The 17,928-nt window shown below is 46.5% G+C and carries 21 protein-coding genes; 8 read left to right on the forward strand and 13 right to left on the reverse strand.

Annotated elements, in window-relative coordinates:
* Positions 1 to 173 precede the first annotated feature (173 nt).
* The 8 genes from fusA to fkpA all read right to left on the reverse strand — a co-directional run bounded on the left by fusA (position 174) and on the right by fkpA (position 6,215).
* Complete coding sequence (gene fusA, locus KIV41_RS21565; RefSeq protein WP_010443947.1) at positions 174 to 2,273, reverse strand: elongation factor G; 2,100 nt, start codon at positions 2,271 to 2,273, stop codon at positions 174 to 176.
* A gap of 140 nt (positions 2,274 to 2,413) precedes the next feature.
* Positions 2,414 to 2,884 (reverse strand): 30S ribosomal protein S7, encoded by a 471-nt coding sequence (gene rpsG, locus KIV41_RS21570; RefSeq protein WP_005382796.1) that lies wholly within the window; start codon positions 2,882 to 2,884, stop codon positions 2,414 to 2,416.
* A gap of 100 nt (positions 2,885 to 2,984) precedes the next feature.
* Entirely contained in the window at positions 2,985 to 3,359 is a 375-nt protein-coding gene (gene rpsL, locus KIV41_RS21575; RefSeq protein ID WP_004399892.1) for a 30S ribosomal protein S12, read from the reverse strand.
* Positions 3,360 to 3,537: 178 nt separating this feature from the next.
* The gene (tusB, locus tag KIV41_RS21580; RefSeq protein ID WP_010443951.1) at positions 3,538 to 3,813 is read right to left on the reverse strand and encodes a sulfurtransferase complex subunit TusB; all 276 of its coding nucleotides are present in this window, start codon (positions 3,811 to 3,813) and stop codon (positions 3,538 to 3,540) included.
* Between the two features lie 7 nt (positions 3,814 to 3,820).
* Positions 3,821 to 4,177, reverse strand: a complete 357-nt coding sequence (gene tusC, locus KIV41_RS21585; protein WP_182027082.1) for a sulfurtransferase complex subunit TusC — start codon at positions 4,175 to 4,177, stop codon at positions 3,821 to 3,823.
* Positions 4,174 to 4,569: a sulfurtransferase complex subunit TusD gene (tusD, locus tag KIV41_RS21590; protein ID WP_010443953.1), complete on the reverse strand. Its 396-nt coding sequence runs from the start codon at positions 4,567 to 4,569 to the stop codon at positions 4,174 to 4,176. The genes tusC and tusD overlap by 4 nt, the downstream gene beginning before the upstream one ends.
* A gap of 2 nt (positions 4,570 to 4,571) precedes the next feature.
* Positions 4,572 to 5,288, reverse strand: coding sequence for a transcriptional regulator (locus KIV41_RS21595; RefSeq protein WP_005438378.1), 717 nt, complete (start codon positions 5,286 to 5,288; stop codon positions 4,572 to 4,574).
* Between the two features lie 144 nt (positions 5,289 to 5,432).
* Positions 5,433 to 6,215 carry an FKBP-type peptidyl-prolyl cis-trans isomerase gene (gene fkpA, locus KIV41_RS21600; protein WP_010443954.1) on the reverse strand — a complete coding sequence of 261 codons (783 nt, stop codon included), beginning with the start codon at positions 6,213 to 6,215 and terminating at the stop codon, positions 5,433 to 5,435.
* 128 nt (positions 6,216 to 6,343) lie between these two features.
* Between fkpA and KIV41_RS21605 the strand changes: the two genes are divergently transcribed.
* Together KIV41_RS21605 and KIV41_RS21610 are read left to right on the forward strand one after the other, a co-directional pair.
* Positions 6,344 to 7,330, forward strand: a complete 987-nt coding sequence (locus KIV41_RS21605) for a WD40 repeat domain-containing protein (protein ID WP_038884063.1) — start codon at positions 6,344 to 6,346, stop codon at positions 7,328 to 7,330.
* Complete coding sequence (locus tag KIV41_RS21610; RefSeq protein WP_005451463.1) at positions 7,327 to 7,554, forward strand: SlyX family protein; 228 nt, start codon at positions 7,327 to 7,329, stop codon at positions 7,552 to 7,554. The genes KIV41_RS21605 and KIV41_RS21610 overlap by 4 nt, the downstream gene beginning before the upstream one ends.
* Before the next feature lie 94 nt (positions 7,555 to 7,648).
* Here the strand turns inward: KIV41_RS21610 and KIV41_RS21615 are convergent, their stop codons facing one another.
* From KIV41_RS21615 to kefG, 5 genes are all read right to left on the reverse strand, one after another.
* Positions 7,649 to 8,590: an isoaspartyl peptidase/L-asparaginase family protein gene (locus tag KIV41_RS21615; protein ID WP_285337677.1), complete on the reverse strand. Its 942-nt coding sequence runs from the start codon at positions 8,588 to 8,590 to the stop codon at positions 7,649 to 7,651.
* Positions 8,591 to 8,720: 130 nt separating this feature from the next.
* Positions 8,721 to 9,296, reverse strand: a complete 576-nt coding sequence (slyD, locus tag KIV41_RS21620) for a peptidylprolyl isomerase (RefSeq protein WP_285337678.1) — start codon at positions 9,294 to 9,296, stop codon at positions 8,721 to 8,723.
* An 88-nt stretch (positions 9,297 to 9,384) separates the two neighbouring features.
* Positions 9,385 to 9,585 carry a YheV family putative zinc ribbon protein gene (locus KIV41_RS21625; protein WP_010443959.1) on the reverse strand — a complete coding sequence of 67 codons (201 nt, stop codon included), beginning with the start codon at positions 9,583 to 9,585 and terminating at the stop codon, positions 9,385 to 9,387.
* Between the two features lie 35 nt (positions 9,586 to 9,620).
* Positions 9,621 to 11,414: a glutathione-regulated potassium-efflux system protein KefB gene (gene kefB, locus KIV41_RS21630; protein ID WP_285337679.1), complete on the reverse strand. Its 1,794-nt coding sequence runs from the start codon at positions 11,412 to 11,414 to the stop codon at positions 9,621 to 9,623.
* Complete coding sequence (kefG, locus tag KIV41_RS21635) at positions 11,398 to 11,985, reverse strand: glutathione-regulated potassium-efflux system ancillary protein KefG (RefSeq protein ID WP_010443963.1); 588 nt, start codon at positions 11,983 to 11,985, stop codon at positions 11,398 to 11,400. Before kefG ends, kefB begins: the two co-directional genes overlap by 17 nt.
* 177 nt (positions 11,986 to 12,162) lie before the next feature.
* Between kefG and KIV41_RS21640 the strand changes: the two genes are divergently transcribed.
* The 6 genes from KIV41_RS21640 to crp all read left to right on the forward strand — a co-directional run bounded on the left by KIV41_RS21640 (position 12,163) and on the right by crp (position 17,921).
* Positions 12,163 to 14,082 (forward strand): ABC transporter ATP-binding protein, encoded by a 1,920-nt coding sequence (locus tag KIV41_RS21640; RefSeq protein ID WP_285337680.1) that lies wholly within the window; start codon positions 12,163 to 12,165, stop codon positions 14,080 to 14,082.
* A complete protein-coding gene (locus tag KIV41_RS21645) occupies positions 14,079 to 14,558 on the forward strand; it encodes a TIGR02444 family protein (protein ID WP_010443967.1) in 480 nt (159 codons plus the stop codon). The genes KIV41_RS21640 and KIV41_RS21645 overlap by 4 nt, the downstream gene beginning before the upstream one ends.
* A gap of 214 nt (positions 14,559 to 14,772) precedes the next feature.
* Entirely contained in the window at positions 14,773 to 15,780 is a 1,008-nt protein-coding gene (locus tag KIV41_RS21650; RefSeq protein ID WP_045389421.1) for a hydrolase, read from the forward strand.
* A gap of 62 nt (positions 15,781 to 15,842) precedes the next feature.
* The gene (locus tag KIV41_RS21655; protein WP_010443970.1) at positions 15,843 to 16,052 is read left to right on the forward strand and encodes a YheU family protein; all 210 of its coding nucleotides are present in this window, start codon (positions 15,843 to 15,845) and stop codon (positions 16,050 to 16,052) included.
* Between the two features lie 127 nt (positions 16,053 to 16,179).
* A complete protein-coding gene (locus KIV41_RS21660) occupies positions 16,180 to 17,049 on the forward strand; it encodes a phosphoribulokinase (protein WP_010443971.1) in 870 nt (289 codons plus the stop codon).
* A 239-nt stretch (positions 17,050 to 17,288) separates the two neighbouring features.
* Positions 17,289 to 17,921 carry a cAMP-activated global transcriptional regulator CRP gene (crp, locus tag KIV41_RS21665; protein ID WP_005381432.1) on the forward strand — a complete coding sequence of 211 codons (633 nt, stop codon included), beginning with the start codon at positions 17,289 to 17,291 and terminating at the stop codon, positions 17,919 to 17,921.
* Positions 17,922 to 17,928 lie beyond the last annotated feature (7 nt).

The following is a 17,928-nucleotide window of genomic DNA, read 5'->3' on the forward strand; positions in this document are numbered from 1 at the left end:
TTCAAATTTTTCTTTAGACACAATCGTGTTCCTTCCTAGTTATGATTCGCCGCGATCATTATTGATCTCGACGCGCCAGAAATTGTTATTTTATGCGCCAACGTCCGTTAGCGCAATATTTCGACGGCTTGATCTAGCAAAAAGTCGTAAACTTTTTGTGGTTCAATCGTCAATTAGTAACCACGCTCAGCCATGATGGCTTCTGCAAAGGTCTTCGGCACTTCAGCGTACTCATTAAACTCCATAGAGTAAGAAGCACGGCCTTGAGTTGCAGAACGTAGGTCCGTTGCGTAACCAAACATCTCAGATAGTGGAACTTGAGCACGAATGATCTTAAGACCAGCCACACCTTCATCCATACCTTCGATCATACCGCGACGACGGTTTAGGTCACCAACAACGTCACCCATCCAGTCTTCCGGAGTAGTTACTTCGACATTCATCATTGGTTCTAGAATCACAGGTTGTGCTTCTAATGAACCTTTCTTGAATGCCATCGAGCCAGCGATCTTGAACGCCATCTCGCTTGAGTCAACATCGTGGTAAGAGCCATCAAATAGTGTAGCTTTAATATCTAGAACAGGGTAACCCGCTAGAACACCACTATTCATTTGCTCTTCGATACCTTTCGCTACCGAACTGATGTATTCCTTAGGAACCACACCACCCACGATCTCGTCTACGAATACGAAACCTGCACCAGGTTCTGAAGGCTCAAGTTTGATCCATACGTGACCGTATTGACCACGACCGCCAGATTGACGAACGAACTTGCCTTCCACTTCCGCAGAACCACGAATGGTCTCACGGTAAGCAACCTGAGGTTTACCAACGTTACAGTCAACGCTGAATTCACGCTTCATACGGTCAACGATGATATCTAGGTGAAGCTCACCCATACCAGAGATCAGAGTCTGACCTGTTTCGTCATCCGTTTCCACGCGGAATGATGGGTCTTCCGCAGCCAGTTTACCTAGCGCGATACCCATTTTCTCTTGGTCTGCTTTAGAACGAGGTTCTACAGCGATCTGAATTACAGGTTCAGGGAATTCCATGCGCTCTAGAATCACTTTGTGGTTCTGATCACATAGCGTGTCACCTGTTGTTACGTCTTTCAGACCGATTGCAGCTGCGATATCACCAGCGCGAACTTCTTTTACTTCTTCGCGCTTGTTCGCATGCATCTGAACGATACGACCAAAACGCTCTTTCTTGTCTTTTACTGAGTTGTAAACAGCATCACCTGAATTCACAACACCAGAGTAAACGCGCATGAAAGTTAGCGTACCCACAAATGGGTCAGTCGCGATCTTGAATGCTAGAGCCGAGAACGGTTCGTTGTCGTCTGCATGACGTTCAACTTCATTCTCTTTTTCGTCGATACCTTTAATTGCAGGTACGTCGATTGGCGATGGCAAGAATTCGATCACTGCGTCTAGTACTGCTTGAACACCTTTATTCTTGAACGCACTACCACAAGTAGCTAGTACGATTTCGTTGTTTAGTGTACGAGTACGTAGAGCTTGTTTGATCTCAGCCTCAGTCAGCTCACCTTCTTCAAGGTACTTGTCCATTAGCTCTTCAGTTGCTTCAGCTGCCGCTTCAACTAGGTTGTTGCGCCACTCTTCAGCTAGCTCTTGCATGTCTGCTGGAATTTCGTCGTATGTAAACGACATGCCTTGATCGGCTTCATTCCAGTTGATCATTTTCATCTTGATAAGGTCAATAACACCTCGGAAATCATCTTCCGCGCCAACGTTTAGCTGGATTGGAACAGGATTCGCACCAAGACGGTTTTTAATTTGGTCCACAACACGTAGGAAATCTGCGCCTGCGCGGTCCATCTTGTTTACAAATACCATACGTGGAACGTGGTACTTGTCAGCTTGACGCCATACAGTTTCAGATTGAGGTTCAACACCAGATGAGCCACAGAACACAACTACTGCACCATCAAGTACACGTAAAGAACGTTCTACTTCGATAGTAAAGTCAACGTGTCCTGGAGTATCAATGATGTTTACGCGGTGCTCTTGGAATTGTGCTTCCATACCACGCCAGAAAGTAGTAGTTGCAGCTGAAGTGATAGTAATACCACGCTCCTGCTCCTGCTCCATCCAGTCCATGGTTGCTGCGCCATCGTGAACTTCACCGATTTTATGAGACAGACCAGTGTAGAACAAAATACGTTCAGTAGTGGTTGTTTTACCTGCATCTACGTGAGCACAGATACCGATATTACGGTAGCGCTCAATAGGAGTTTTGCGAGCCACGATTGAATCCTCTTATACTTAGAGAGTTAGGGACTATTGCTATGTCTAAAAAAGCTATCCCCTAGATATAGCAATAGTTCCTAGCATAGGCATAGGAACTAAAGAAGTGCTGCAAGGAACCTTGCAGCACTGAAAAGGTATTACCAACGGTAATGAGCGAACGCTTTGTTTGCGTCAGCCATGCGGTGAACGTCTTCACGTTTCTTAACCGCAGTACCTTTGTTCTCAGACGCGTCTAGCATTTCAGCAGCTAGGCGTTGAGCCATAGATTTTTCACCACGCTTACGCGCAGCTTCAACCAACCAACGCATAGCAAGTGCGTTACGGCGAACCGGACGTACTTCTACAGGTACTTGGTAAGTTGAACCACCTACACGGCGAGATTTAACTTCTACCGCTGGGCGAACATTTTCAAGAGCTTCTTCAAAAATAGCTAAGTGGTCTTTACCAGACTTTTCAGCCATAGCATCTAGTGCAGTGTAAACGATTTTCTCTGCAGTAGATTTTTTACCGTCAACCATTAGGATGTTAACGAATTTTGCCAGCAGTTCAGATTTGAACTTTGGATCTGGAAGGATCTTACGCTGACCAATGACGCGACGACGTGGCATGGATTTTCTCCGTTGTCTTCTTCAGGTTTTATCCAAAACTTTTCAGTTTTTTCAAAAAATTAAAAATAATTTAGTGTTTGGCCTTACTTAACGGAATCCATTAAGACTTAGGACGCTTCACACCGTACTTAGAACGACCTTGTTTACGGTCGTTAACGCCAGCACAGTCAAGTGCACCGCGAACAGTGTGGTAACGTACACCCGGAAGGTCTTTTACACGACCGCCACGGATTAGTACAACACTGTGCTCTTGAAGGTTGTGGCCTTCACCGCCGATGTACGATGTAACTTCGAAGCCGTTTGTCAGACGTACACGACAAACTTTACGAAGTGCTGAGTTAGGTTTTTTAGGTGTAGTAGTGTAAACACGAGTACATACACCACGTTTTTGTGGGCACGCTTCTAGTGCAGGCACGTTGCTTTTAACAACTTGCTTTGCACGTGGCTTACGTACCAACTGGTTAATAGTTGCCATTAACTAGCTCCTGATTTACTTGAAAGTAAGCTTTGTGAAAAATCTATCCCTAACAGCGGTTGGCAGTTAGGGACGCAAAATTCTATGCAGCAGTGAGAGGTGTGTCAAGAAATATACGGATCTTTTTTGTTCAATTAAGGTAATTCGTCCGTAAAGTTCAATCCACAGTAGAAAGGGGTTAATCCCAGGTAAGAGATTTGGCCTGCTTTGCGGAGAGTTTAACAAAGCCAGCATAGCCAATCACTTCAATAGATGGGCTGATACGATTGCTCATGCCACGGGCATCAATATCGCTTTGTAGTGCAAACACTGATGGACCTTTTACCTTACTGAACGCCTTATGCTGGGGGTTAGCCGCGTACACGGCATCTTCAATCAACAAGACATCATCTTGCTCACTGTACAGTGCCATTGCATCGTCTAATGCAGCTACGGATTTGATGATATGTAACATGACGTCCTCAGAATGACAGCAGTTTACCTGCTTGCTGCAGTTTGTCTTTGAGTTGCTCGGTCCTCAGAACTTCTGCATCAATGACTAAATCGGCTTGTGCCAAGCCACGTTCTGCTAGAGAGTCGGCACAGACAAACACTTGTTCAATATCGTACAAGTCGAACAACTTCAACATCGGTGCGTAGTCCTTGCTCAAAATACCAGTAGGATCTTGACCAAGTAGCAGTTGGTAAACACCATCGCCAAAAAACAGTACCGTAATGTCTTCACAGTACGCTGACGCCGCTAGCAGCGCATCTACACCCTCACGACCTGCATTGCTACCATGAGGTGCGCTACGAAATAGGTAAGTTAGCTGACTCAAAACTGCACCACTCTATCTTGCGTTAACATGGCTTCGGCTAAGCTACCCAAACCAGCTTGTTCGAACCCTTCAGCAAGGTTGTTTTGTTCAAGACCATGCTGATTCGCCTCATCTTCGCTGATGATGCCGCGACGCAAAGCGGCTGCTACGCAGGTTTCCAAACGAACATCGTGTTGCTGTGCGAGTGATTGCCATGCTTTGGTTAGGTCAAACTCATCGTTGGCAGGCACGCTCAGAGCCGTACCATTGGTGACGCCATCTTGGTAAAAGAACACACTCACCAGAGTATGTCCTTGTTCAATTACCGCTTGTGCGAATTGATATGCGCTGCGCGCCGATTGACTGCCGTAAACTGGACCGTTCACTACCAGCGTGTAAGTTAATCCACTCACGCTTATTCGTCCTCAGTCTTACGCTGACGAATGTATAGGTAAACGGTGTGTTTAGAGATGTTCAGGCGATCTGCGACGCGGTTAATCGCGTCTTTGATATCGAAAATACCCTTATCGTACAGCTCCATAACGATCTGACGGTTTTTGGTGTTATTCGATACCGATTTATCAGCGTTGATCTCTTCAATCGTGCGCTCAACCGTTTGGTCTACTAGCTCTTCAACATCACTTGCGAAGTTAACGGATGACGCCGCTTCTTTCGCTTCTTGTGTTGGCATGAAAGATTGCAGCACTTGAGAGAAAGGCGCATCGAGGTTGACGTTGATACAAAGCAGACCAATCACGCGGTTTTCACCGTTACGAATAGCAACGGTGATCGACTTCATTAGTACGCCGCCTTTTGCGCGGGTGAAGTATGAACGTGAGAAGTTACGCTCAGAACCTTCGATGTCTTTCAGCATCTTAAGTGCTAAGTCAGTGATAGGAGAACCTACCTGACGACCAGTGTTTTCACCGTTAGCGATTTTGATTGCAGAGGTATTGAGGTCTTCTAGTGAGTGAAGAACGATCTCACAAAATGGACCGATCAGACTGGCAATGCCGTCTACGACCGCTTCGTAAGATCTCAAGATGATTTTATCGTGCTCGGTAAATGGCATCACGTTGACAGATTCCATTTCGAGCAACATTTCCGCATTTATTGTTTCTGTAGTTGTCATAAGCCTTCGAGCGAAAAATCAACAAATTGGTGTAAGTTTATCAGAAAATTTGAAAGGCAACCTAGCAAACTCATCAACTAGTGACCTAGAACAAAAAAGACCCGTAAAACGGGCCTTTTTTCATCGAGTTATCACTGATGCCAATTATTGAGCAGCGTTGTCGTTCTCAATTTTTAGCAGTTCAACTTCGAATACTAGCGTTGAGTTAGCAGGGATGCTTGGTGTGTCTTGGTCACCGTATGCTAGCTCTGGCGGGATAACGAATTTGAACTTAGAACCTACAGGCATTAGTTGAACACCTTCAGTCCAGCCCGGGATTACGCGGTTTAGTGGGAATGTTGCAGGTTCGCCACGATCGTAAGAGCTGTCAAACTGTGTACCGTCAATCAGAGTACCTTTGTAATGTACTTGAACCGTATCAGTATCTTTTGGTTGCTCTCCTTCAGCTGGAGTAATTACTTGGTACAGAAGACCTGAATCTGTCTTCACTACGCCTTCTTGCTTCTCAAACTCAGCGCGGAAGTCATCGCCAGCTTTTTTCGCTTCAGCCGCTTTCTCAGCCGCTTGCTTTTGCATAGTTTCAGCAACACGCTTGTCTAGAGATTCTAGAGCTGCACGAGTTTCTTCTTCGTTTAGTGCTGCGTTACCTTTAAATACGTCTTCGATACCTTTAAGAACTAGGTCCTTGTTTAGGTCGATACCGATTTCGCTTGGTTTTTCGATACTAGCGCTTAGGTAGTTAGCAAATGAAACACCAATTGCGTATGCCGCTTTATCGTCGTCTGTTTTAAAGTGAACAGCTTTACCAGTTTCTGCCTGAACTTGTTCTGCTTGAGGTGCTGCTTCTGGTTTTGTTTCTTCTTTTTGACAACCTACCGCTAGCATTACTGTTGCAGCAAGTAGCGACACTTTTAAAACTGATTTCATTAAATTCTCCAAATAATGGCTGCGCCATTGGTTGTTGTGCACAAATCTTCTATGAGACTAGTGAAGACAATCGTTATACCAATATACTAGCTATATGTCTCAAGACACAAACTGGATTATTAGATGTGATGCAAAGAATTTCTCATTTATTCCTATATTTAATTGTCATCACCACGTTAAGTGGATGCTTTTTTTCCGATCGCGATGTTCAACGTTGGTCACTCGAACCACAAGGTTCCACCAGCTTTGCGCTCAGTCGAGATGGTCGATTTGCGCTGCTGTACTCCAAAGAACACCAACTGGTACTGTGGGATTTAGCGCAAAATAAACAACTCGCAAAGCTGGGTGAACTCGATCAAGCCGCCAATGTGGTCTCTCATATTCGCATTTCGGACAATGGCCGCTATGCCGTCACAGCAAGCCAAATGAACTTCGCTGTGTGGGATCTCGGATGGACCCAAGCCGAAGGATTATGGTCTATCGATGACGCGCTGATTCGAGACGTTGATATCACCAGTAACGGTGAACAGGTGTTACTTGGACTGTCCAACGGTAAAGCAATTCACGTCAACTTAGTCACTGGTCGTCGGCTAGAGTTCCTTGCGCATCAAGAAAAAGTCAATTCTGTCGCCATTTCCCCTAATGGTCGTTTCGCCCTCACAGGTGGAAATGACTACAAAGCTTACCTTTGGGACACCGAAACCGGATTGGTACTACGCACCTTTGAACACGACCAGCGCGTTGTTCGAGTCGCCTTGCAGAGAGATGGTAAACTGGCCATGACCTCAGACGGTGGCAATCAAGCCATCATCTGGGATTTAGAGACAGGTGAAGAAGTGACACAACTCAGCAGTTGGTCTCGCCAGTTGATCTTCTCAACGGCGCGTTTCTCCGATGACGGTAACCTGCTCGTTACAGGCACCCCTTCCGGTCGAGTGATGGTGTGGAACACTAAAACCGGTAAACGCGTCGATGGATTTGAAGTTGAGCCGAAAAAAGATACTCGCCCTCCTCGTGCGGTCGTGTATGATGCAGCCTTTGATTCCAAGCAACGTGTAATTACTGCCACTTCTGCGGGCATTGCCCAAGCTTGGCAGCTAGAGAACGGATCATGACAGATAAAATCATTCAGCAATTGGAAGCACGCATTAATGACTTAGAATGTCAGCTTGCGTTCCAAGAACAGACTATTGAAGATCTGAACGGCGCCTTGTCGCAACAGCAACTGCAAATTACCAAGATGCTCGATCAGATGAAATATGTGGTAGGTAAAGTGAAAAATATGGACTCGTCGAATTTAGCCGATCCATCAGAAGAAACACCACCACCGCATTATTAAAGTGCAAGTACAAATTGCATAAAGCCCAGAACGTGTTCTGGGCTTTGTTGTATTGGCTACTTAAAAATATTGCTCAGGAATGATCGGGAAGAAACTATTCGTCTGCGTAGATTTTCACGCTCAGCTCACCTTGCGTATTGATGCCAGCTCGGTACATACCAGAACTGTTCATCGCAAAATGCAGCTCACCTTTAGCATCAATCGCAATCAAACCACCTTCACCGCCCATTTCTTTTAAATCACCCTGAATAATGTGTTCGCACGCCGTATGTACGTCTTCTTGCAAATAACGCATGCGTGCTGCAACGTCTTCCGCAACACGTTTACGAATAAAGAACTCACCGACACCAGTGGTTGAAACCGCCACAACGCCATTCTCTGCCACCGTGCCACAACCAATCAGAGCGGAATCTCCCACTCGTCCGTATTTCTTGTTGGTCACGCCACCAGTACTGGTCGCAGCGGCTAAGTTGCCTTGTTGGTCCAATGCCACCGCACCAACCGTACCGTGCTTACGGTCATCTGGGTAGCGAGATTCTGAAAGCGCAAATAATCCTTTTTCACGCATAGACAGCAACTGCTCATAGCGGCGATCGGTAAAGAAGTAATCCTGCTCGGTGTACTCATGACCTTGTTCAAAAGCAAACTTCTCTGCGCCCTCGCCCACCAACAATACATGGTTGCTGTTTCGCATCACGTCACGAGCGAGTTCAATGGGGTTTCTGATATGACGCACCCCAGCGACTGCCCCTGCGGCTTGGTGTCGACCATCCATCACAGAGGCATCCATTTCGACCATCTCGTTATGGGTCAGTACTGAGCCTTTACCCGCATTAAAATTAGGAGAGTCTTCCAGCACTTTCACTGCCGCCACGACCGCATCTATGGCTTCACCACCTGTTGCTAGGATTTGATGCCCCGCTTTTACCGCAGCTTCTAAATCCGCCAAGATGGATTGTTGCAGTTCGTCACTCATCTGTTCACGCAAGATAGTGCCTGCACCGCCATGAATGGCAATCGAGAAAGGTTTCATCATCGCTTTGTCCAACTGTTATTCCTTGTATGATTGGCACTACACCCCAGATAAACAAAAAGCGCAAGTTGAAACCTCAACTTGCGCTTTTTAAAGCTTTACTAGATAGCGTTATCTAGTGAAGAGCGTGCGATTAGTGAGAACCGCAACCGCCGCCGCCACAACATTCGTGGTCGTCAGCTTTTTCTTCGCCACCACAGCAGCCGCCTTCGTGATCGTGGTCGTGACCGCAACCGCCGCCGCCACCTTGGTGGATGTGACCGTGTTCGATCTCTTCAGCTGTCGCTTCACGAGTAGCCATAACTTCTACTTCGAAAGTTAGTGTTTGACCAGCTAGCATGTGGTTGCCGTCTACAACAACTTCGTCGCCGTCTACTTCAGTTACTTCTACAGGGATTGGACCTTGGTCAGTATCTGCTAGGAAACGCATGCCAACTTCGATTTGGTCAACGCCTTGGAACACATCTGCAGGAACACGTTGCACTAGTGCGTCGTTGTGGTCGCCGTATGCATCTTCAGGAGCTACAGTTACAGAGAACTTGTCGCCAGCCACTTTACCTTCTAGTTCTTTCTCAAGACCAGTGATTAGGTTGTTGTGACCATGTAGGTAATCAAGAGGTGCTTCAGAAGTTGATTGATCAACAACAACACCGTCTTCCAACATTACTTTGTATGCAAGGCTTGCAACAACGTTCTTTTCAATTTTCATACTAACTCCAGGGAGATTAATTGACCTAACCAGAATGGGGTTAAGTACCGAGATGGTAGTATTATGGGGATCAATTAACGAAGTTCAATTATTCAGGCTTAAAAATCCCGATCATTTCTTGTTCCGAGTGTTTATTTTTTTCTACAGATTGCGGTTTACGCTGCTCGGTATAATCGCAGTCGACACACTCGACCAGCTCGATGTTGTTCTCAATCCACCAGCGTAGGGTATCTTGCTGACTGCATTGCGGGCAGCTAGCTCCCGCGATAAAACGTTTCTTGGCTTTCACTTTTGTTCCTTTTCCCGCTAGATGCTATACGGGTACTACTTCCAATGATTTGGCGACTGTTGGTCACTTTCCATTTCACGACCAAAGATTTCTTCTAGTTCTTTACGGGCTTCTTTCGAGCGTTGAGCGAGCTCTTTATCCTCATTATGCTGAGGCAATAAGTCTTTGAGCATAGCATTATCTAGCTTGCGAAAATGTGCTTCTGCCCGCTTTGCTTGATACGGGTGCATACCCAATTCTACGAGCGCTTGGCGACCTAGATCTAATGCGCCCAAAAAGGTTTCTCGCGAGTAATTTTGCACGCCATGGTTCATCAACTGATACGCTTCCACACGGCTGCGGGCACGGGCAAGGATCTTCAATTTCGGGAAATGTGCACGGCAAATGTCGACAATCGCCATCACCTCATCAGGTGAATCCGTACAGATCACCAAGGCTTCCGCTTTATCAGCCCCCGCGGCACGTAACAAATCAATCTGAGTCGCATCACCATAAAACACCTTATAACCGTATTTACGCAGCAAGTGGATTTGGCTCGCGTCACTTTCTAATACCGTTACCTTGATCTTATTGGCGTACATCAAGCGTCCGACAATCTGACCAAAACGACCAAAGCCAGCGATGATCACTCGTGGCCGACGATCCACCACATTGGTCGTCACGCTCTCTTCTTGGTTCAGCGTGTGAGCAAACCACTTCTTCTGCCCCATGAGCAACAGCGGCGTAGTCACCATCGACAAACTCACCACCACCAACAAAAAGGCAACTTGCTCTTTGGTTAAGATACCTTCTTGGCTTGCCGCGGTGAAAATCACAAACGCAAACTCACCACCTTGGCTCAAAATCGCCGCCATACGACTGCGCGACTTAGCACGGACTCGAGCAGTGCGAGCTAAGACATACAGCACCAAACCTTTGACCACCACGAGAGCAATCACGGCACCAAGAATCGCGAACGGTTGCAAGGCTAATAAACCAAGATTCACTGCCATGCCCACTGCAATAAAGAACAAGCCAAGCAGCAGACCTTTAAACGGTTCAATCGCAATTTCTAGTTCATGACGGTATTCACTTTCTGCCAGCAGCACACCCGCTAAGAAAGTACCGAGCGCCATCGAAAGCCCCAGCTTTTGCATCGCAACAGAAATGCCAAGTACGACTAGGAGGGCGGCAACGGTGAAGAGTTCACGCACACCACTCATCACCACAAAACGGAACAGAGGACGCAGCAAAAAGTGACCACCAACCAGCAGTGCTGCAACGCTCGCCAGCACCCAAATAGCATCTAACCAATCACCACCGCTTTGACCACCAGCGAGTAAGGGCAACATGGCAAGCATCGGGATGACGGCAATATCTTGGAACAGCAGCACTGCAAAACCAGATTGTCCGGTTTCCGTGCCAGCTTGCCCCTGCTCTTCTATCACTTTTAGTGCAATCGCCGTGGACGAGAGTGCCAAGCCCATGCCGATCACTAAGCTCACTTGCATACTCAAACCAAATAGGCTGACGATGCTGCCGATCACCGCCGTGGTGACAATAACTTGAGCGCCACCCAGACCGAGGATAGGTCCGCGCATCTGCCATAACTTTTTAGGGTTCAGTTCCAAACCAATTAAGAACAGCAGCAACACCACCCCGAGTTCGGCGAAGTGGAGAATCGCGTCCACATCACTGATCAACCCCAGCCCCCAAGGACCAATTAGAACGCCGGCAATCAGGTAACCAAGCACAGAGCCCAGACCAAGTCGCTGGGCAATCGGCACCGCAATAACAGCAGCAGAAAGAAATACCACACTACTTTGAAGAAACTCACTGGTTATCGCCATGTAGACCTCCTTGCTCATCCCACTCTCTCAGAGGATTGTTCAGCCATTGACGATATTGTTCAGCATGCTGATAACGTTCGATGTCCGAAACATTGCGCGACCAGTACAGCACTAAAGGCTCAATCCAATGCATCTGACACAAAGCGGCGGTCAGTTCAAACGGCTGGAGGATTTGTTCCAACGGGTATTTGTTGTACCCCATCGGGCTAAACGCATCCTCTTTACCGCCAGTAGTGATCACGCTGCGCCAGTACTTACCCGCTAATGCGCTACCATCACCGAACGCAAAGCCTTTACCCAACACACGATCCATCCACTCTTTCAACAGTGCGGGACAGGAATACATATAGAGAGGATGATGAAAAACGATCACATCATGCGTCATCAGCAGATCGTGTTCGTAGTTCACATCGATAAAGAAATCAGGGTACGCGCCATAAAGATCGTGCACGGTGACATGACCCAGTGATTCGATTTTTTTAATCATCACTTGATTGGCAATGGAATTTTGTGGCTCTGGATGAGCATAAATCACCAGAACCCTCGGAGGAATGGGCGTAGCAACAGCCAAATGGTCATCCTTGTATTGATTTCTCAGGGAAAATTATCGTTATCAGTTTGTTATACTTTTTTGTATAGCATAATGCAATTAAAGCGCAGAGATCGACTTTTCCTGCCAATAGCCCTACTATTCACCGCGAGATAAACGACCAAGAAACGCGCGCGGCGCAAAGTGAATTAAAACTCTATGATTACCTTCTCTGATATTCAGTTACTGCGTGGCGGTAAACCTCTTTTAGACCAAGCATCCGCAACCATTCACCCAGGCGATAAAGTGGGTCTGGTTGGTAAGAACGGCTGTGGTAAATCGACCCTATTCGCGCTACTGAAAGATGAACTGGCGATTGATGCGGGCTCATTCAGTCAACCTCAGCACTGGGAACTAGCGTGGGTAGCACAAGAAACCCCTGCTCTTGATCGCAGTGCCATTGAATACGTCATTGATGGTGATCGCGAGTTTCGTGGTTTGGAACAGCAGTTAGCCATTGCTGAAGAAAAAGACAACGGTACGCTGGTTGCAGAGATCCACGGCAAGATTGAAACCATTGGCGGTTATAGCATTCGCGCACGTGCTGCCGAACTGCTTGATGGTCTGGGCTTTAGCCAAGAGCAAATGAGCTGGAACCTGACTCAGTTCTCGGGTGGTTGGCGTATGCGTCTTAACTTGGCTCAAGCGCTGTTGTGTCGTTCTGATCTACTGCTACTCGACGAACCAACCAACCACTTGGATTTGGACGCGGTCATGTGGCTAGAGCGCTGGTTACAAAACTACCCAGGCACACTGATTCTTATCTCGCACGACCGTGACTTCTTAGACCCAATCGTTGGTCGTATCATTCACATCGAAAATCAACAGCTGAATGAATACACGGGTAACTACTCGTCATTCGAAAACCAACGCGCACAAAAAATGGTGCTGCAACAAGCGATGTTCGAGAAGCAACAGAAACAGATGTCACACATGCAAAGCTACATCGACCGCTTCCGTTACAAAGCATCGAAAGCTCGCCAAGCACAAAGCCGAATTAAAGCTCTGGAGCGTATGGAAAAAGTGCTGCCAGCGCAGTTCGATAACCCATTTAGCTTCCAGTTCCGCGAACCAGCAGCACTGCCAAACCCAATCATGATGATGGATGAAGTATCGGCAGGCTACGGTGACAACCTGATCCTAGAGAAGATCCGCCTTAACCTTGTCCCGGGCAGTCGCATTGGTCTACTTGGCCGTAACGGTGCAGGTAAATCAACCTTGATCAAACTGTTGTCTGGTGAGCTAAAAGCACAAGGTGGCGATCTGACTTACTCGCAAGGTGTGAAGATCGGTTACTTCGCTCAGCACCAATTAGAAACGCTGCATCCAGAAGAAACACCACTACAGCACATGATGCAAATCGCTCCAGACCAGACTGAGCAACAACTACGTGATTACTTAGGTAGCTTTGGTTTTCAAGGTGACAAAGCACTTGAGAAAGTCGCTCCGTTTTCTGGTGGTGAAAAAGCACGTTTGGTATTGGCATTAGTGGTCTGGCAAAAACCTAACCTATTGCTACTCGACGAACCAACCAACCACCTAGACTTGGACATGCGCCAAGCATTGACCATGGCACTACAGACCTTTGAAGGTGCAATGGTGATTGTTTCGCACGACCGTTACCTACTGCGAGCAACAACGGATGACTTGTACCTAGTACACGACCGTCAAGTGGCACCATTCGATGGTGACCTCAACGATTACTATAAGTGGCTGACTGAACAACAAAGAGCTGAACGTAAAGAAGCACAATCGGCACAGCCTGAGAAAGACACAGCGAATAGTGCTGCAGCGAAAAAAGAGCAAAAGCGACGTGAAGCAGAGTTTCGTAAACAGACCGCTCCAATTCGCAAAACGCTGACACAGTTAGAAAACAAAATGGATAAGTTAGGTGAAGCGTTAGCTTCAGCTGAAGAGCAATTATCAGACAACTCTCTGTATGAAGCGGAAAACAAAGCTAAACTTAATGAAGTATTGGCCCTTCAAGCTTCTAGCAAAGCAGAGCTTGAAGATGTAGAGATGGAATGGATGTCTGCTCAAGAAACCCTCGAGCAGATGGAACTAGAGTTTAATCAATGACAACAGAGCACGCTGAATACACCTTAACCCTTGAACACCTTTGGCAGTTCAGTCTGCAATTTTATGGTGTACGAGAAGTGAAAGAAGCGTGCTTGTCGTTGCAAAATAACTATCACGGCAATGTGAATCTACTGCTGCTGCTCAGATGGCTCGATGAGCAGCAGTTCATCTTTCAAGAGCAAGATTGGCCTCTTGTTCAAGACTGCCTAATCCGCAGCGAAACATTACTCCACTCCTATCGCGAACTACGACGACACCTCAAACTTCAAGTAAATGATGCACTTTATCGTGAGGCATTACAGTTTGAGTTACAGCTTGAAAAGCAACAACAGTCTGATCTGGTTGACTGCATTAATTCACTCATACTAGTGACAAATGACGGTGAACCACTAACATTAAGATACTGTCGAAAGCTGGGCGCAGAACACCTTCAACAAGCATTTTCGCTTCCAGTTCCGAATATTCATCATCCATAAATCTATAATAAATCTATACTTAGACTTATATAAATAAGAGTATACGTTTGTTGGCATTGAAGCTCTAAGCAGAACCAATCTCTCAGACTAGCGGTAAGGATTGCACAAAATCTCTGCTTAGTTCATGGCAAAGCTCCATCAAACCGTATTCGCGTAAGCACAGAGACCAAAGTGACGTGAATAACAATAATACTTAAATTGATTGGTACTAAGTATGACCCAATTTTTCGCAGCAGCTGGAATTAAAAACCCACACCTTCAAACGCTTTTGCCGCGCTTTATTCGTAAAAAAGCGTTGTTTACCCCTGTGTGGCAAACTCTTGATACCCCTGATGACGATTTTCTAGACTTAGCATGGTCAGAACAACAAGACACTGAAATTGCCCGTAACAAGCCCATTTTTGTTCTGTTCCATGGCCTTGAAGGATGCTTTTATAGCCCTTACGCTAACGGCTTAATGAATGCTTTTTCCAAATCAGGCTGGTTATCGGTGATGATGCACTTCCGCGGTTGCAGCGGTAAGCCAAACAAAAAAGCTCGCGCCTATCACTCCGGTGAAGTGACTGACGCTCGTTTCTTTCTCGAGCAGCTCAATCAGCAGTTTCCCAACACCCCTAAAGTTGCAGTCGGCATTTCCCTTGGCGGTAACATGTTGGCGAACTACTTAGCCCAATACAGAGACGACCCGATTTTAAGTGCAGCAACAATCGTTTCTGCCCCGCTGGATTTATCAGCATGCGCCAACCGCATAGAGCAAGGTTTTTCCAAGGTCTACAAACGCTATTTGCTCTCTTCACTTAAACGTAATGCGCTACAAAAACACGACTTGATACAAGGGGAACTTGCGCTGTCTTACAGTTCGATCAAACGTGTTACTCGCCTGTATGAATTCGATGATCTCGTCACCGCACCTCTGCACGGATTCAAAGATGCACAAGACTACTACGACCAATGTTCAGGCTTGAGCAAACTGCAGCAGATCACCCTACCAACACTGATCATCCATGCTAAAGATGACCCTTTTATGACTGAAGCCGTAATCCCAAAATTCGTTCTGCCAGACAACATTGATTACCGACTTTACGAAAATGGCGGCCACGTCGGCTTTCTTACTGGTACAGCGCTTAAGCCAAAATTTTGGTTAGAGGAAGCCCTGCCAGCTTATTATGAAAGTATCGCTGCTGAATACCTTTCTACTGTATCCAAACAACAAACACAGTAAACTATTCGCGAGTATCAACCGAGGCAGGTAGTACACCATCATCATAAACGTTTGAGGTATTTATGATCATTCCATGGCAAGACATTGCGCCAGAGACATTAGAAAACTTGATCCGCGAATTTGTACTGCGTGAAGGGACGGATTACGGTGCGGTAGAAGTATCATTACAAGATAAAATTGACCAAGTTAGAACTCAGCTCGAGAAGGGGGAGGCAACGATTGTCTTCTCCGAGCTCCATGAAACGGTTGATATTCAACTTAGAGCAAAATAATAACGTCCTCACATTTTACCGTATCCCACTCGATGACACGGGCTTGTTACGTGCTATAGTGGGTTATCGACCGTGCAACATCCGCGTGTTGTACTTTACAGGTAAGTAATTTTCGACAAGGTTTGTCATGTCAGCTAAACACCCAATCATCGCGGTTACTGGCTCCTCTGGAGCTGGCACAACCACGACCTCAGAAGCCTTCCGTAAGATGTTCAATATGATGAACGTTAAACCTGCATGGGTTGAAGGAGACAGCTTCCACCGTTTTACTCGTCCAGAGATGGATGTCGAGATCCGTAAGGCTCGTGAACAAGGTCGACACATCAGCTACTTCGGTCCGCAAGCCAATGACTTCCCAGGGTTAGAAGAGTTTTTCCGAAAGTATGGTGAAGAAGGCACTGGCAGTGTGCGTCGCTATCTACATACCTTTGATGAGGCGGTACCCTATAATCAAATGCCTGGCACTTTCACACCATGGCAAGACTTACCTGAAGACAGCAACGTACTGTTCTATGAAGGTTTACACGGTGGTGTCGTAGATGGTGACGTCAACGTGGCGCGTCACGTTGACTTTCTAATTGGCATGGTGCCAATCGTGAACTTGGAATGGATTCAAAAGTTCGTTCGTGACACGCGCGATCGTGGCCACTCAAGAGAAGCGGTAATGGATTCGATCGTGCGATCGATGGACGATTACCTGAACTACATTACCCCGCAATTTTCTCGTACACATATCAACTTTCAGCGTGTACCAACGGTTGATACTTCTAACCCACTTAACGCCAAAGGCATCCCGAGTTTGGATGAAAGCTTCGTGGTGATCCGCCTACGCGGCATCAAGAATGTCGACTTCCCGTACTTGCTGGCTATGATTGATGGCTCATTCATGTCTCGTCATAACACCATTGTGGTGCCGGGCGGTAAGATGAGCTTTGCAATGGAGCTCATAGTGAGGCCGATTCTGCAGCAACTCATCGAAACTGGGAAAATTGGCTAAAAACCTCGTTAATTGAGTGTTTACTTTTCATACCGTGATCATGTGCACAGTTTTGCTTACAAAATCTCAATCATGGCACGATTAAAATCAAGAAATCGTTTCCGAAAAAGGATACTATTTCTAACCGAAACACAAGAGAGCTTGCAGCATATAAAAAGTGCTCTTATTCTAGTAAGCCAATTCAGGCTTAGCTAAAATATGGATAGCGCAAGCGTACCCTGCAGAGGAAGTGAGATATTATGGTTCTAGGTAAACCTCAAACCGACCCAACATTAGAGTGGTTTCTTTCACACTGTCATATTCATAAGTACCCATCAAAGAGCACGCTAATTCACGCGGGCGAAAAAGCAGAGACTTTGTACTACATCGTTAAAGGTTCTGTTGCGGTTCTTATCAAAGACGAAGAAGGTAAGGAAATGATCCTTTCTTACCTAAACCAAGGCGACTTCATTGGTGAGCTTGGTCTATTCGAAGAAGACCAAGAGCGTACAGCTTGGGTTCGCGCTAAATCTCCTTGTGAAGTGGCAGAGATTTCTTTCAAGAAATTCCGTCAACTTATCCAAGTTAACCCAGACATCCTAATGCGCCTTTCTGCGCAAATGGCTCGTCGTCTACAAGTTACTAGCCAAAAAGTGGGTGACCTAGCGTTCCTAGACGTAACTGGTCGTATCGCTCAGACTCTTCTGAACCTTGCTAAACAGCCAGATGCGATGACGCACCCAGACGGCATGCAAATCAAGATCACTCGTCAAGAAATCGGTCAAATCGTTGGCTGTTCTCGTGAGACAGTAGGTCGTATCTTGAAGATGCTAGAAGAGCAGAACCTAATTTCTGCGCACGGTAAGACTATCGTTGTTTACGGGACTCGTTAATCTCGAT

It is taken from the genome of Vibrio sp. D401a (assembly GCF_030248515.1).
Lineage (GTDB): Bacteria > Pseudomonadota > Gammaproteobacteria > Enterobacterales > Vibrionaceae > Vibrio > Vibrio rotiferianus.